The organism is Streptomyces sp. NPDC006643 (assembly GCF_042870175.1).
Lineage (GTDB): Bacteria > Actinomycetota > Actinomycetes > Streptomycetales > Streptomycetaceae > Streptomyces.
Window position 1 is genome coordinate 368391 of sequence record NZ_JBIAHA010000001.1, and the last position, 14972, is coordinate 383362.

At 71.5% G+C, this 14972-nt stretch carries 14 protein-coding genes; 10 read left to right on the forward strand and 4 right to left on the reverse strand.

The window, feature by feature from the left end; all coding sequences use genetic code 11:
* The 5 genes from ACFYNU_RS01460 to ACFYNU_RS01480 all read left to right on the forward strand — a co-directional run bounded on the left by ACFYNU_RS01460 (window position 1) and on the right by ACFYNU_RS01480 (window position 5908).
* Window positions 1-2019, forward strand: a complete 2019-nt coding sequence (locus ACFYNU_RS01460) for an acetyl-CoA carboxylase biotin carboxylase subunit (RefSeq protein WP_388764737.1) — start codon at window positions 1-3, stop codon at window positions 2017-2019.
* Window positions 2016-2951 (forward strand): hydroxymethylglutaryl-CoA lyase, encoded by a 936-nt coding sequence (locus ACFYNU_RS01465; RefSeq protein ID WP_356590329.1) that lies wholly within the window; start codon window positions 2016-2018, stop codon window positions 2949-2951. Before ACFYNU_RS01460 ends, ACFYNU_RS01465 begins: the two co-directional genes overlap by 4 nt.
* A gap of 2 nt (window positions 2952-2953) precedes the next feature.
* Window positions 2954-4108: an acyl-CoA dehydrogenase family protein gene (locus ACFYNU_RS01470; protein ID WP_356590327.1), complete on the forward strand. Its 1155-nt coding sequence runs from the start codon at window positions 2954-2956 to the stop codon at window positions 4106-4108.
* A gap of 199 nt (window positions 4109-4307) precedes the next feature.
* A complete protein-coding gene (locus tag ACFYNU_RS01475) occupies window positions 4308-5090 on the forward strand; it encodes a DUF899 family protein (protein WP_356590324.1) in 783 nt (260 codons plus the stop codon).
* Window positions 5091-5260: 170 nt separating this feature from the next.
* A complete protein-coding gene (locus tag ACFYNU_RS01480; protein ID WP_356590380.1) occupies window positions 5261-5908 on the forward strand; it encodes a DNA alkylation repair protein in 648 nt (215 codons plus the stop codon).
* Window positions 5909-5940: 32 nt separating this feature from the next.
* Here the strand turns inward: ACFYNU_RS01480 and ACFYNU_RS01485 are convergent, their stop codons facing one another.
* Window positions 5941-6294, reverse strand: a complete 354-nt coding sequence (locus ACFYNU_RS01485; RefSeq protein ID WP_356590322.1) for a VOC family protein — start codon at window positions 6292-6294, stop codon at window positions 5941-5943.
* A gap of 153 nt (window positions 6295-6447) precedes the next feature.
* On the opposite strand from ACFYNU_RS01485, the gene ACFYNU_RS01490 reads away from it, so the two are divergent.
* Together ACFYNU_RS01490 and ACFYNU_RS01495 are read left to right on the forward strand one after the other, a co-directional pair.
* Window positions 6448-7476, forward strand: a complete 1029-nt coding sequence (locus ACFYNU_RS01490; RefSeq protein WP_356590320.1) for an ABC transporter substrate-binding protein — start codon at window positions 6448-6450, stop codon at window positions 7474-7476.
* A 3-nt stretch (window positions 7477-7479) separates the two neighbouring features.
* The gene (locus ACFYNU_RS01495) at window positions 7480-8385 is read left to right on the forward strand and encodes a siderophore-interacting protein (RefSeq protein WP_356590318.1); all 906 of its coding nucleotides are present in this window, start codon (window positions 7480-7482) and stop codon (window positions 8383-8385) included.
* A gap of 29 nt (window positions 8386-8414) precedes the next feature.
* Here ACFYNU_RS01495 and ACFYNU_RS01500 read toward each other — a convergent pair whose 3' ends face one another.
* From ACFYNU_RS01500 to ACFYNU_RS01510, 3 genes are all read right to left on the reverse strand, one after another.
* A complete protein-coding gene (locus ACFYNU_RS01500; protein ID WP_356590316.1) occupies window positions 8415-9125 on the reverse strand; it encodes a lysophospholipid acyltransferase family protein in 711 nt (236 codons plus the stop codon).
* A 328-nt stretch (window positions 9126-9453) separates the two neighbouring features.
* Window positions 9454-9747 (reverse strand): hypothetical protein, encoded by a 294-nt coding sequence (locus ACFYNU_RS01505; RefSeq protein ID WP_356590314.1) that lies wholly within the window; start codon window positions 9745-9747, stop codon window positions 9454-9456.
* 105 nt (window positions 9748-9852) lie between these two features.
* Complete coding sequence (locus ACFYNU_RS01510) at window positions 9853-11520, reverse strand: beta-N-acetylhexosaminidase (RefSeq protein WP_388764743.1); 1668 nt, start codon at window positions 11518-11520, stop codon at window positions 9853-9855.
* Window positions 11521-11674: 154 nt separating this feature from the next.
* On the opposite strand from ACFYNU_RS01510, the gene ACFYNU_RS01515 reads away from it, so the two are divergent.
* The 3 genes from ACFYNU_RS01515 to glmS all read left to right on the forward strand — a co-directional run bounded on the left by ACFYNU_RS01515 (window position 11675) and on the right by glmS (window position 14961).
* Window positions 11675-12577 (forward strand): DUF4429 domain-containing protein, encoded by a 903-nt coding sequence (locus ACFYNU_RS01515; protein ID WP_356590312.1) that lies wholly within the window; start codon window positions 11675-11677, stop codon window positions 12575-12577.
* Between the two features lie 230 nt (window positions 12578-12807).
* Window positions 12808-13089, forward strand: a complete 282-nt coding sequence (locus ACFYNU_RS01520) for a hypothetical protein (RefSeq protein WP_356590310.1) — start codon at window positions 12808-12810, stop codon at window positions 13087-13089.
* Window positions 13090-13131: 42 nt separating this feature from the next.
* A complete protein-coding gene (gene glmS / locus ACFYNU_RS01525; protein ID WP_356590308.1) occupies window positions 13132-14961 on the forward strand; it encodes a glutamine--fructose-6-phosphate transaminase (isomerizing) in 1830 nt (609 codons plus the stop codon).
* Window positions 14962-14972: the final 11 nt, after the last annotated feature.

The following is a 14972-nucleotide window of genomic DNA, read 5'->3' on the forward strand; positions in this document are numbered from 1 at the left end:
ATGACCACCCCTTCCACGACCGGCGTGTTCGACACGGTCCTCGTCGCGAACCGCGGCGAGATCGCGGTCCGCGTCATCCGTACGCTGCGCGCGCTCGGCATCCGTTCGGTCGCTGTCTTCAGCGACGCCGACGCGGACGCCCGGCATGTACGGGAGGCGGACACCGCCGTCCGGATCGGACCGGCGCCCGCCTCCGAGAGCTATCTGGTGAGCGAGCGGCTGCTGGAGGCGGCGGCCCGTACGGGCGCGCAGGCGGTCCACCCGGGCTACGGCTTCCTCGCGGAGAACGCGGCGTTCGCGCAGGCGTGCGCGGACGCCGGGCTGGTCTTCATCGGGCCGAGCGCCTCCGCCATCTCCCTGATGGGAGACAAGATCCGCGCCAAGGAGACCGTGGCGACGGCCGGTGTGCCGGTGGTGCCCGGCTCCTCGGGCAGCGGACTGACCGACGACCAACTCGCCGACGCGGCCCGGGAGATCGGCATGCCGGTGCTGCTGAAGCCGTCGGCGGGCGGCGGCGGCAAGGGCATGCGGCTCACCCGCCTGGAGTCGGCCCTGCGCGACGAGATCGCGGCGGCCCGGCGCGAGGCCCGCGCGTCCTTCGGCGACGACACGCTCCTGGTCGAGCGGTGGATCGACCGGCCGCGCCACATCGAGATCCAGGTGCTGGCGGACGGACACGGCAATGTGGTCCATCTCGGCGAGCGCGAATGCTCGTTGCAGCGCCGCCATCAGAAGATCATCGAGGAGGCGCCGTCCGTCCTGCTCGACGAGAAGACGCGCGCGGCGATGGGCGAGGCCGCCGTGCAGGCGGCGCGCTCCTGCGGCTACCGGGGCGCGGGGACGGTCGAGTTCATCGTCCCGGGCGACGACCCGGCGTCGTATTTCTTCATGGAGATGAACACCCGCCTCCAGGTGGAGCATCCCGTCACCGAGCTGGTCACCGGCCTGGATCTGGTCGAGTGGCAGCTGCGCGTCGCCGCCGGCGAGCGGCTCCCGTTCACCCAGGACGACATCACCCTCACCGGGCACGCGATCGAGGCCCGGATCTGCGCGGAGGACCCCGCGCGCGGCTTCCTGCCGTCGGGCGGCCGGGTGCTGTCGCTGCGGGAGCCAGAGGGCGACGGTGTCCGTACGGACTCGGGCCTGAGCGAGGGCACCGAGGTCGGCAGCCTGTACGACCCGATGCTGTCGAAGGTGATCGTGCACGCCCCGGACCGGGCGACGGCGCTGCGCCGGCTGCGGGCGGCGCTGGCGCAGACGGTGACGCTGGGCGTCCCGACGAACGCCGGCTTCCTACGGAGGCTGCTGGCCCACCCCGCCGTGGTGGCGGGCGATTTGGACACGGGCCTGGTGGAGCGAGACGCGGAGTCGCTGGTACCGGCCCAGGTGCCGCCGGAGGTGTACGAAGCGGCGGCGGCGGTACGGGAGTCGGCCCTGGCCCCCGCTCCGAGCCCGGTCACCGGCTGGACCGACCCCTTCTCCGTACCGAACGGCTGGCGGATGGGCGCCGCGCCCGTCCCCGTCACGCACCATCTGCGAGTGACGGGACATGAACCCGTTGCTCACCAACTGCTCGCCTCCGGCCCGCCGGCGCGGGTGGAGCCCGGCCGGGTGACCGTCACGGTCGACGGGGTGACGCACACCTTCCACCGCGCGGACGACTGGCTCGGCAGGGACGGCGACAGCTGGCACGTACAGGACCACGATCCGGTCGAGGCGGCGCTGCTCGGCGCCGCCGGCGCGGGCGGCCTGGACGCGCTCACGGCCCCGATGCCCGGCACGGTCACGGTGGTCAAGGTGACGGTCGGCGACGAAGTGGTCGCGGGGCAGGGCCTGTTGGTGGTCGAGGCGATGAAGATGGAGCACGTCATCTCCGCCCCGCACGACGGCACCGTCACGGAGCTGGACGTCACGCCGGGCTCCACCGTCGCCATGGACCAGGTGCTGGCCGTCGTCGCCCCGGCCGCCTCCGCCGAGGCCCCCGAGGCTCCCGAGGCTCCCGAGGAGGAGAAGAGATGACACTCCCGATGACCGTCATGGACGAGGGCCTGCCGACCCGGATCCGCATCCATGAGGTGGGCGCGCGCGACGGCCTCCAGAACGAGGCGACGATCGTCCCGACCGAGATCAAGGCCGAGTTCATCCACCGCCTGGCCGCCGCCGGGCTCACCACCATCGAGGCGACCAGCTTCGTCCACCCCAAGTGGGTGCCCCAACTGGCCGACGCCGAGCAGCTGTTCCCGATGGTGCGCGACCTGGAGAGCGTACGGCTGCCCGTCCTCGTACCGAACGACCGCGGTCTCGACCGGGCGCTCGCCCTCGGCGTGCGCCAGGTGGCCGTCTTCGCCAGCGCGACCGAGTCCTTCGCCAAGGCCAATCTCAACCGGTCCCTGGACGAGTCGCTGGCCATGTTCGAGCCGGTCGTCGCCCGCGCCCGCGCCGAAAGGCTCCATGTCCGGGGCTATCTCTCGATGTGCTTCGGCGACCCGTGGGAGGGGCCCGTCCCCGTCGACCAGGTCGCCCGGATCGTGCGCGCCCTGGTCGACATGGGCTGCGACGAGGTGAGCCTCGGCGACACGATCGGGGTGGCGACCCCCGGCCATGTGCAGAGCCTGCTCGCCACGCTCATCGAGGAGGGCGTGCATGTCTCGAAGGTCGGGGTGCACTTCCACGACACGTACGGCCAGGCGCTCGCCAACACCCTCGCCGCGCTCCAGCTCGGAGTGACCACCGTCGACGCGTCCGCGGGCGGCCTGGGCGGCTGCCCGTTCGCGAAGAGCGCCACGGGGAATCTCGCCACCGAAGACCTCCTGTGGATGTTGCAAGGCCTCGGTATCGACACCGGGGTCGATCTCGGCCTCCTGACCGCCACCAGCGTGTGGATGGCCGAACAGTTGGGGCGACCCAGCCCCTCCCGCACCGTCAGCGCCCTCTCCCACAAGGAGTCCTAGCCATGTCCCTGGACCACCGGCTGTCCGCGGAGCACGACGAACTGCGCCGTACCGTCGAGGCGTTCGCGCAGGACGTCGTCGCACCCAAGATCGGCGACTTCTACGAGCGGCACGAGTTCCCGTACGAGATCGTGCGCGAGATGGGCCGGATGGGCCTGTTCGGCCTGCCCTTCCCGGAGGAGTACGGCGGTATGGGCGGCGACTATCTGGCGCTCGGCATCGCGCTGGAGGAGCTGGCCCGCGTCGACTCGTCCGTGGCCATCACCCTCGAAGCCGGGGTCTCGCTCGGCGCGATGCCGCTGTATCTCTTCGGTACGGAGGAGCAGAAGCGCCAGTGGCTGCCGCGCCTGTGCTCGGGCGAGGTCCTGGGCGCCTTCGGTCTGACCGAGCCCGAGGCGGGCTCGGACGCGGGCGGCACGCGCACGACGGCCGTGCGGGACGGCGACGAGTGGGTCATCAACGGCTCGAAGTGCTTCATCACCAACTCGGGCACGGACATCACCGGCCTGGTCACGGTCACGGCGGTCACCGGTCGTAAAGAGGACGGCCGCCCGGAGATCTCCTCGATCCTCGTCCCGTCCGGCACCCCGGGATTCACGGTCGCCGCCCCGTACTCGAAGGTCGGCTGGAACGCGTCGGACACCCGCGAGCTGTCCTTCTCCGACGTCCGCGTGCCCCTGGCGAACCTGGTCGGGGCGGAGGGCCGGGGGTACGCCCAGTTCCTGCGCATCCTGGACGAGGGCCGTATCGCGATCTCCGCGCTGGCGACGGGTCTGGCGCAGGGCTGTGTGGACGAGTCGGTGAAGTACGCGAAGGAGCGCCACGCCTTCGGCCGCCCGATCGGCGCGAACCAGGCCATCCAGTTCAAGATCGCCGACATGGAGATGCGGGCCCACACGGCGCGCCTCGGCTGGCGCGACGCGGCGTCCCGTCTGGTGCACGGCGAGCCGTTCAAGAAGGAGGCCGCGCTGGCGAAGCTGTACTCCTCCACGGTCGCGGTGGACAACGCCCGCGAGGCCACCCAGATCCATGGCGGCTACGGCTTCATGAACGAGTATCCGGTGGCCCGGATGTGGCGGGATTCCAAGATCCTGGAGATCGGCGAGGGCACGAGCGAGGTCCAGCGGATGCTGATCGCGCGGGAGCTGGGTCTCTGACACGGGGCGGTCGTCGCGGCGGTGCGGTCGTACGCGAGTGCTGCCGTACGTGGGTGCCGCGCCGTGCGCGGCCTCATGGGTGAAAAGGGCACTCCGAGCCCGAGCCGCGATGAGTTCCGGCCATGTCGGGAGTCTGAATTGGTGACCGTCGTACGACGCCGTACGACGGTGCCCGGCACCTGACCCCACGGAGTACACCATGACGACCCCGCCCAGCGACCCGAACACCGCGCTCCCCGGCCGCCCGCCCATCACCGACCTGGCGACCTGGCAGGCCGCCCGTGACGAGCTGCTGGTCCGCGAGAAGGCACACACCCACGAGGGCGACGCCATCGCCGCGGCCCGCCGCCGGCTGCCGATGGTGGAGTTCGACCCGACGGTCGAGGTCGTCGGACCCGACGGACCGGTCCCGTTCCTCGATCTCTTCCAGGGCCGCGACGAGCTGCTCGTCTACAAGCACATGTGGTGGGACGGCGCGCCGCACCAGGGACAGTGCGAGGGCTGCACGGTCAGCGCCTGGCACCTGCGGGACGCCGTCTACCCCAACGCCCGCGGTGTCTCCCTGGCCATCGTGACCACGGGCGTGTGGGACGAGGTCGCCCCCTTCGTCGAGTTCATGGGCTACACCCAGCCCTGGTACTCGGTGCGCGGCGTGGCGGAGCCGGTCGGCGGCGACATGGGATATCTGACCTCCTTCCTGCGCGACGGCGACCGCGCGTTCCTCACCTACTCCACGACCGGCCGGGGCAACGAGCGGTTCAGCGGGTCCTTCGCCCTGCTCGACTCGACGCCGTACGGCCGCGGCGAGGTGTGGGAGGACAACCCGGCGGGCCGGCCCGAGGGACAGCACGCGTGCTGGTACTGGCGCTCGGACGCGGACGGCAACGCCACCTGGGGTCCGACCGGCCGCCCCGTACCGCAGTGGACCCGCCCCGGCGCGGGCCCCGAGACGACCCTCGGCAGGCAGGGCGACCACCCCTGACCGGCCCGTCGGCCGCGCCCGGCTCCCGTCGTACGCTGAAGTCCCGAACCGAACTCGCACCCGCACGCGCACGCGCACGCGACGGACAGGAGGCCGAGGTGAGCGACACGGCGGCGGCCGGCACGACGGCGGCCGGCACGACGGTGACCGGCACGAGCGTGGCCGAGGTCATGGCCGAGCTGGCAGCCCTTGAGGACCCCAAGGCGCGGGCGGTGAACGAGAAGCACGGTGACGATCACGGGGTGAACCTCGGCAAGCTGCGCGCCCTCGCGAAGCGGCTGAGGACACAGCAGGAACTCGCCCGGCAGCTCTGGGACACGGACGACACCGCGGCGAGGCTGCTGGCCCTGCTCATCTGCCGCCCGAAGGCGTTCGGGCAGGCCGAGTTGGACGCCATGCTGCGCGAGGCGCGCGCGGCGAAGGTGCAGGACTGGCTCGTGAACTACGTGGTGAAGAAGAGCCCCCACCGCGAAGCGCTACGGCCGGCCTGGTCCGCCGACCCGGATCCGGTGGTCGCGAGCGCCGGCTGGGCGCTGACCGCCGATCGCGTGGTGAAGAAGCCGGACGGTCTCGACCTCGCGGGGCTGGTCGATGTCATCGAGGCACGGATGAAGGAAGCGCCGGACCGTTTGCAGTGGGCGATGAACCACTGTCTGGCGCAGATCGGGATCGAGCATCCCGAGCACCGTGCCCGCGCGATCGACATCGGTGAGCGCCTGGAGGTGCTCAAGGACTACCCGACGTCGCCGGGGTGCACGTCCCCGTACGCCCCTGTCTGGATCACCGAGATGGTGCGCCGTCGGCAGGCCACGCCGTAACTCCCGACAGGGACACGCCGGAGGGCGGGTCGTCAGCGGTGGCCCAGCACGTTGACGACCCGCCCACCGGGATCGCGGACGAAGAAGCGGCGCACGCCCCACTCCTCGTCCCGCAGGGTGTGCACGATCTCCGCGCCGCTCGCGCGCACGGCCTCGTACGCCGCGTCCACGTCGGCCACCTCGATGCTCATGTCGGGGACGACGGGCCCGGTCGCGTCCTCGGTCAGGAAGCTGATCTGCGCGGTGGGGGCGGACGGTGAGGCGAGCGTCATGATCCAGCCCTGGTTCATGACCTCCTCCAGACCCAGCAGACCGTAGAACTCCCGGTTCCGCTCAAGCCCTTCGGGCGGCACATGGACATTGGGGACGACGCGGTGGACGGACATCGCTGGCTCCCGTGCGTGAGTGGTGACAACAACACCCACTCTGCCCCGGGCCACTGACACTCGCCCCCGTACGTAACGGTAAGCAAGGTTAGGCTAACCTACCTGAACCAGCCCATCGGCCGGTCTCCGACGCGTACGAAAGCGGACATCGACATGCCCAACGCCCTCAGCTCGCCCCTCAGCCGTCGCGGCGTCCTCGCCGCAGGCGGCGCTGTCGGTCTCGGAGTCGCGCTCGCCGCCTGCGGGAGCGGCGACGACAAGCAGGACGCCGGCGCGGGCGGCGACGCGAAGGCCGGGCCCTGGACCTTCAAGGACGACCGCGGCGAGACGGCGAAGGCCGACAGCGTCCCGAAGAGCATCGTCGCCTTCACCGGCACCGCCGCCGCGCTCCACGACTACGGGATCGAGGTCAAGGGCGTCTTCGGGCCGACCACCACCAAGGACGGCAAGCCGGACATCCAGGCGGGCGACCTCGATGTCACGAAGGTCGAGATACTCGGCAACGTCTGGGGCGAGTTCAACGTCGAGAAGTACGCGGCGCTCGCCCCGGACCTGCTCGTCACCGCGCAGTGGGTCAAGGGCGAACTCTGGTACGTCCCCGAGCAGTCCAAGGACAAGATCCTCACGCTGGCCCCCAGCGTGGCGCTCCTGGCGGCGGAGACCACCATTCCCAAGGCGGTCCAGCGCCACGCGGACCTCGCCGAGTCCCTGGGCGCGGATCTGGGGGCCGCGAAGGTCACCGACGCCAAGGCCAGGTTCGAGAAGGCGGCGGGCCGGCTGCGGGCCGCCGCGAAGTCGAAGCCGGACGTCCGGGTACTGATCGGCTCGGCCAGCCAGGACCTGTTCTACGTCTCGCTCGCGAAGATGTCCGCCGACACCCTCTACTTCCAGGAACTGGGCGTGCGGTTCGTGGAGCCGAAGGTGAACGCCCAGGGCTTCTTCGAGGAGTTGAGCTGGGAGAACATCGACAAGTACCCGGCCGACATCATCATGATGGACAACCGCTCCTCCGCCCTCCAGCCGGACGCCCTCGCCTCGAAGCCGACCTGGGCGCGGCTGCCCGCCGTCAAGGCCGGACAGGTCGTCCCCCGCGTCACGGAGCCCATCTACTCGTACGACAAGTGCGCGCCGATCCTGGACGATCTCGCGGCGGCCATCGAGAAGGCCAGGAAGGTCGCCTGACCCATGCCGACCGTGACGCCCGGGGCGACGGCCGACACCGCGCCGTTCCGCTTCTTCGCGCTTCAGGTGCTGCGGACTCGGCGGCTCGGACCGTCCCTCGTCCGCGTCACCTTCGGGGGCGACACCCGGTCGGCCCGAGGTGAGACCGGCGCGGGCCTCACCGGCCGCACCGGTCTCTCCGGCCTCACCGGTCTCATCTCCGGCGGGCGCGACCAGAGCCTGTCGCTCTTCCTGCCCCTGCCGGGGCAGGAGGCGCCCGTCGTCCCTGTCGAGGAGGGCGACGGCTGGTGGGCGGCCTGGCGGGCGCTGCCCGCCGACGTGCGGGCCGTGATGCGCTCGTACACGGTACGCGAACAGCGCCACGACCCGGACGAGTTGGACATCGACTTCGCCCTGCACCCCGACGGCGGCCCGGCCTGCCGCTGGGCGGGCGAGGCGGCGCCCGGCGACCGTGTCCTCGTCCTCGGACCGGCCGTCGCGGACAACACCGCGGTCCGTTTCCGGCCCCCGTCCGACACCGACTCCGTACTGATCTGGGCCGACGAGACGTCCCTGCCCGCAGCGGCCGCCATCCTGGAGTGGCTGCCCGCCGGGACGAAGGCGCGGGTGTGGCTGGAGGTGCCGTACGCCGCCGACCGGATGGAGCTGCCGACGGCGGCCGACGCCACCGTCCACTGGCTGGCGCGCGACGAGGACGCCCCCTCGGCCCTGGAGGCGGTACGCGCCGCCGAGCTGCCCGGCGGCGCGCCGTACGCGTGGCTGGCGGGCGAGGCCGGGACGGTGAAGGAGCTGCGCCGCCATCTCGTACGGGAGCGCCGGCTGGACCGGCGGCACGTCACGTTCGTCGGCTACTGGCGGCGGGGGCTGAGCGAGGAGCAGTTGCGGGACGAGGCGGCGAAGGAGTCGTAACCGCAAGGCCGTTCGCCGTCGACGAGCCGTCAGACGGTCGTGAGGGCCGCCGCCGCCTCGGCCACGGGCTCCTCGGCCACGGGCTCCTCGGCCATCGGCTCCTCGGTCCGGCCCGACGCGGTCAGCCACGCCTCGGTCACCGCGCGCCGGGCCTGGGCGGAGGCGGCCGGCAGATCGCCCGTCAGCCGCACCGGGGCGCCGATGTGCACCCGCAGAGCGGGGCGGCGCAGCGGCGCGCTCGCCAGGCTCGTGAACTGCCTCAGGCCGGAGCCCGACATGACGCGCCGGGCTCCGGTCTGGCCGAGCGGGACGACCGGGGCTCCGGTGGCGGCCACGAGGCGGGCGAGGCCGCTGCGGAACGGGTGGGGAGGTGTCTCGGTGGCGCTCGCGAAGTCCGGTATGCCGCCCTCGCCGTAGATCAGGACGAGCCGGCCACGGGCGAGCGCGGCGGCGGCGTCTTCGAGGCAGCCGGCGGCCCGGGGGTCGGCGCGGCGGACGGGGACGTGCCCGTCATGGGCGAGCGCGCGCCCGAGGAGCGGTATGCGCCACAGCCCCGCCGCCGCCATGACGACCGGCTCGACACCCAGCCGACGCAGCGCGGCGAGCACGATCGCCGGGTCGCTGAGCGACGTGTGGTTCGCGACGACGACGCTCCCGGGCGCCAACTCGGCGTCCGTGTCCAGCGTGACCGTGAGGCGCCCGAAGAGGGGTACCAGGGCGGCGGCTGTGCGGCTGAGCATCTGAGGTCCTCCGAGTGCGGACGCGCGGGACGACGAGCGGTGGCTCTCATGGTCGCCGGGAGCACGTCCGACGGCGTGAGTACGCGTACTCAACCCCCGGACGCCCGGAACCTGTTCATCCGTGCGTCGATGGAAACGGACGCCACTGACACCGTGCCGAGCCGCGGCACGGGCGGGCGAACGAACGGACCGACGGACGAACGGGCGGGCGTACGCCGACGACGGACCCGGGTGTACGCCCGGGCCCACCGCCGTCGGCGTACGGCCGGTCCGGCTCGACCGAGCCGCGCCGCACGCCCGTTGCCGCCCACCGGGCGGACCCGCCGCATCAGTCCGGGTAGCCCCAGTCCAGGCCCACCGCGGCCGACGGTGCCACGCCCCGTACCGCCTCCGTCACCTCGCGCTCGAACGCCTTGCTCCAATCACCGAACCGCCGAACGCTCAACGGCCACTTGCCCGTTGTCGCCTTGACCGATATCGGCTCCCGGAACTTCCGGAGCGTCACCTCGCGTTCGATCCCCTGTTCCCGAAGGATCTTCGCCAGCGCCTCTCTTACGGACGCCGCCTCGTCGAGCGATCGGAGCTTGTCGACGCGCAGCGTGAAGTGAATGTTCACAGACATGCCCGGCACCCTACCGAGGGCCAAGTGCCCTGGCGGCGCGGGTCCGTTGCCCAGTGCGGGGTGGTCCCGCACCGGCAACGGACCCGCATCACCGATGACGCCGGATCACCCCGCGGGCCACGGCACCACCGGTGAGCGGTAGTAGTCGATCCCCAGCGCCGTCAGCCGCGGCCCCTGCGCCGCGAGCCGTACCTTGTACGTGTCCCAGTCCCGCGCCGACTGCGGGGACCAGCCGATCTCCGCGACCCCCGGCAGTCTCGGGAACGCCATCTTCTCGATGTGGTCGCTGGTCGACAGGGTCTCCGACCACAGCGGCGCCTCCACGCCCAGCACCGCCCCGGGGTCGACCCCGGCGCCCGCGAGATAGGCCGCCGGATCCCAGTCGTAGGAGCGGTCCACCTCCACCAGACCGGCCCAGCTCTGGCCGAGGTCGGTGTTCCGGTCGTACTTCATGTCGAGATACGTCCGGTCGGCCGGCGACAGGATCAGCTTCGTACCCGCCCTGGTCGCCTCGGCCACCTGCGCGCGCTCGGCGGCGCCGGTGGCGTCGTACCCCCAGTACTGCGCGACCGCGCCCTTCACCGGATCGGCGCCGGTCAGCTGGTGCCAACCCACCACGGTCTTCCCGTACTTGGCCACGACCGCCTGCGTGCGCCGCATGAACTCCACATAGTCCGCGTGGCTGGTGGAGTGCGCCTCGTCGCCGCCGATGTGCAGATATCTGCCCGGCGTCAGCGCGGCCAGCTCACGCACCACGTCGTCCACGAAGTCGTAGGTGATCTCCTTCGGCGCGCACAGCGAGCTGAAGCCGACGGCCGTGCCCGTGTAGAGCGGTGGCGCGACGCCGTCGCAGTTCAGCTCGGCGTACGAGGCGAGTGCCGCGTTGGTGTGGCCCGGCATGTCGATCTCCGGGACGACTTCGAGATGGCGGGACGCGGCGTACCGCACCAGATCGCGGTACTGGGCCTTCGTGTAGTACCCGCCGGGGCCGCCGCCGACCTGGGTCGAGCCGCCGTACGTCGCCAGCCGAGGCCAGGAGTCGATCGCGATGCGCCAGCCCTGGTCGTCGGAGAGGTGCAGATGCAGGGTGTTGATCTTGTAGAGGGCCAACTGGTCGATATAGCGCTTGACTTGGTCGACGGTGAAGAAGTGCCGTGAGACGTCGAGCATCGCGGCGCGGTAGGCGTAGCGCGGCGTGTCGGTGATGGTGCCGCCGGCGACCCGCCAGGGGCCGCGCTGCCGGCTGTCGCGCTCCACGGCGGCCGGGAGGAGCTGGCGCAGTGTCTGGACGGCGTGGAAGAGCCCGGCGGGCTTACGCGCGGTGAGGGTGACCCCGCGGCGGTCCGACTCCAGCCGGTAGCCCTCGTCGCCGAGCGCGCGGTCCTTGGACGAGAGCCGCAGCCGGATTCCGTCGTCGCCCCGGCCGTGCCCACGGCCCCGGTCGTCGTCGGTGATCCGCAGGTCGTAGCCGGTGGAGGGCCGCAGCAGCCCCGCCAGATAGGTGCCGACCCGCCGTACCTCGCGGGAGTCGTCGTCGACCCGGATCCGGGTCGAGGCGGTGAGGGAGTACGGCGTACCGCCCGGCCGCACCGAGGCGGGTACGGGGACGACATCGCCCAGTGGCCGGGCGGCCGGGGCGGATCCGGCTCCCGTGCCCGAGGGTCCGGGAGCCGCGACGGCCCCGGAGGCGGCCACGCAGGAGAACAGGGCGACGGCGACGAGCAGTGTGCCGGAGAGCCGGGGGAAGGTGGGGGGTGTTCCGTGCTGTCTCACAGGTTTGCCCCTTCGACGGAGTTCACGACTGTGGATCCACGACTGTGCCGCAGAGCGACCGAACCCCTCCATCGGACCCCGGGCACCGGCCGCGGTCAAGGTGTAGACCACTTCTTCGACACCGTCTCGGGCGCCCCGATGGAACAATCGCCCCATGGCGGAAATCATCCAGACGGACGGCACCTGGACCTTCGACGGCGACACGGTGCGCATAGTGCCCGGCAGTGACAAGCGGGTGGGTCTGCTCCGCAAGTCCCTCGGCGAAGTCGCCGTGCCGCTCCGGGCGTTGGCGGGTATCACCTTCGAGCCGGGCCGTAAGTCGGGGCGGCTCAGGCTGCGGCTGCGCGACGGCGCCGACCCGCTGACGCGCGTCGCCGGGGGCAGGCTGAACGACGCCTCCGACCCGTATCAGCTGTCGGTGGAGAACGACCGCACGGGCGTCGCCGAGTACTTCGTCGACGAGGTGCGCAACTCCCTGCTGCTCGACGAGGTCGACGCCGGTCCCACCGACCGCTATCTGCTGCCCGGCCCCTCGCTGCCGGTCACGATGGGCGCCGGCGACGGGACGGCCACCTTCGACGGCGAGCGGATCACGCTGGAGTGGAACTGGAAGACCGACGAGCACAAGTCCTCGCAGGGCACCACCACGCTCACGCTCGCCGACGTGGAGAGCGTGGAGTGGCGGCCGAGCGCGGGGCTGGAGAACGGCTTCCTGCGCTTCCGGGTCGGCAGGGGCAATGTCCCGGCGCCGAAGCACGACCCGCACGCCGTGGAGCTGTACGGCTTCAAGAAGGACCCGCTGATGGCGCTGGTCGCGGCGGCAGTGGTCGCCCGGCTGCCGCACCCGAACGCCGCGCCGCCCACCGCGGCCGTCCCCCTGGCCAAGGCGCCCGAGCCCGCCGACGCAGCCGCCGCGTCGGACCCCGCGCCCGCGGCCGGCGACGATCATGACGCGCTGCTGCGCAGGCTGCGGGAGCTGGGCGAGCTGCACCAGGCCGGGATCCTGACGGCGGAGGAGTTCACCACCGCGAAGCAGGCCGTACTGAAGCGCCTCTGAGCGGCACCCCTGCCGACGTCCCGGTACCACCCCGGCCGACGTCCCGGATCGGATCCCGGCCGACGTCCCGGATCGGATCCCGACCGACGTCCCGGATCGGATCCCGCCGAGATCACGACCGAGATCACGGCCGAGATCATGACCGAGATCATGACCGAGATCATGGACACTTCTGCCCGGAATCGGGCAGGATTCTTGCAAAGAGCCTCCTGCGCCCGCAGTATCTACGGGTGCTCGAACGCCGTTCACCCTCGTCCCACGACGACCTCGTCGACCATCTGGTCCGCAGCACCGCGCTCCCGCGCGGCGAGGCGGCCCGGGTGATCCTGGACGTTCTGGCGTACTTCGACGAGACCACCGAGGAATTCGTCCGGCGCAGGCACCGCGAGCTACAGGCCGACGGCGCCACGAACCCGCGGATCTTCGAGCGGATCGCGGCCGAGCTGCCGCACCGCGCGGTGGCACCGCCGGAGCTGTCCCTCAGACAGCTCCGGCGCATCGTCTACGGCTGAGCACACCACTGAACGCGGATCGACGGAGGGGCGGAGACTGATATGTGCGGGATCGTCGGTTACATCGGACGGCGCGACGTCGCTCCACTGCTGCTTGAGGGCTTGCAGCGGCTGGAGTACCGGGGTTACGACTCGGCGGGGCTGGTCATCACCGGCAAGGCGACCGCGGGCAAGACCGCGAGTCTGAAGATGGTCAAGGCCAAGGGCCGCGTGCGCGAGCTGGAGTCCCGTGTCCCCAAGCGCTTCGCCGGCACCACCGGCATCGCGCACACCCGCTGGGCCACCCACGGCGCCCCGAGCGACGAGAACGCGCACCCGCACCTCGACCCCGAGAACAAGGTCGCCCTCGTCCACAACGGCATCATCGACAACGCCACCGAGCTGCGCGCGAAGCTGGAGGCCGACGGTGTCGTGTTCCTCTCCGAGACCGACACCGAGGTCCTGACCCATCTCATCGCGCGCTCGTCGGCCGAGACGCTGGAGGAGAAGGTCCGCCAGTCGCTGAAGCTGGTCGAGGGCACGTACGGCATCGCGGTCCTGCACGCCGACTTCGCGGACCGTATCGTCGTCGCCCGCAACGGCTCGCCCGTCGTCCTCGGCATCGGCGAGAAGGAGATGTTCGTCGCCTCCGACGTCGCCGCGCTCGTCTCCCACACCCGCCAGGTCGTCACGCTCGACGACGGCGAGATGGCCACCATCAAGGCCGACGACTTCCGTACGTACACCACCGAGGGCTCGCGCACCTCGGCGACGCCGACCACCGTGGAGTGGGAGGCCGAGTCGTACGACATGGGCGGCCACGACACGTACATGCACAAGGAGATCTCCGAGCAGGCCGAGGCCGTGGACCGGGTGCTGCGCGGCCGGATCGACGACCGGTTCTCGACCGTGCACCTGGGCGGTCTGAACCTGGACGCGCGCGAGGCGCGCGGGGTGCGGCGCATCAAGATCCTCGGCTGCGGCACCTCGTACCACGCGGGTCTCATCGGCGCCGGGCTGATCGAGTCGCTGGCGCGGATCCCGGCGGACGCGGAGCCCGCGTCCGAATTCCGTTACCGCAACCCGGTGGTGGACCCCGACACGCTCTACATCGCCGTGTCGCAGTCGGGCGAGACGTACGACGTCCTGGCCGCCGTGCAGGAGCTGAAGCGCAAGGGCGCCCGGGTGCTCGGCGTGGTCAATGTCGTCGGCTCGGCGATCGCCCGCGAGACCGACGGCGGTGTGTACGTGCACGCGGGCCCCGAGGTCTGCGTCGTCTCCACCAAGTGCTTCACCAACACGGTGGTGTCCTTCGCGCTGCTCGCGCTGCACCTCGGCCGGATCCGCGATCTGTCGGTCGCCGACGGCCGGCGGATCATCGCGGGGCTGCGCAGGCTGCCCGAGCAGATCGCGGAGATCCTTCGGACGGAGGCGGAGATCAAGAAGGTCGCGGAGGAGTACGCGGACGCGAAGTCGATGATGTTCATCGGCCGGGTACGCGGCTATCCGGTGGCACTTGAGGCCTCGTTGAAGCTCAAGGAGATCTCGTACATCCACGCCGAGGCGTATCCGGCCTCGGAGTTGAAGCACGGTCCTCTCGCGCTCATCGAGCCTGCGCTGCCGACGGTGGCGATCGTGCCGGACGACGATCTGCTGGAGAAGAACCGCGCGGCGCTGGAGGAGATCAAGGCGCGCAGCGGCCGGATCCTGGCGGTCGCGCACCAGGAGCAGCCGAAGGCGGACCAGACGATCGTGGTGCCGAAGAACGAGACGGAGCTGGACCCGATCCTGCTGGGGATTCCGCTCCAACTGCTCGCCTATCACACGGCGTTGGCGCTGGGCCGGGACATCGACAAGCCGCGCAACCTCGCGAAGTCCGTGACGGTGGAGTAGGCGCCGACCGG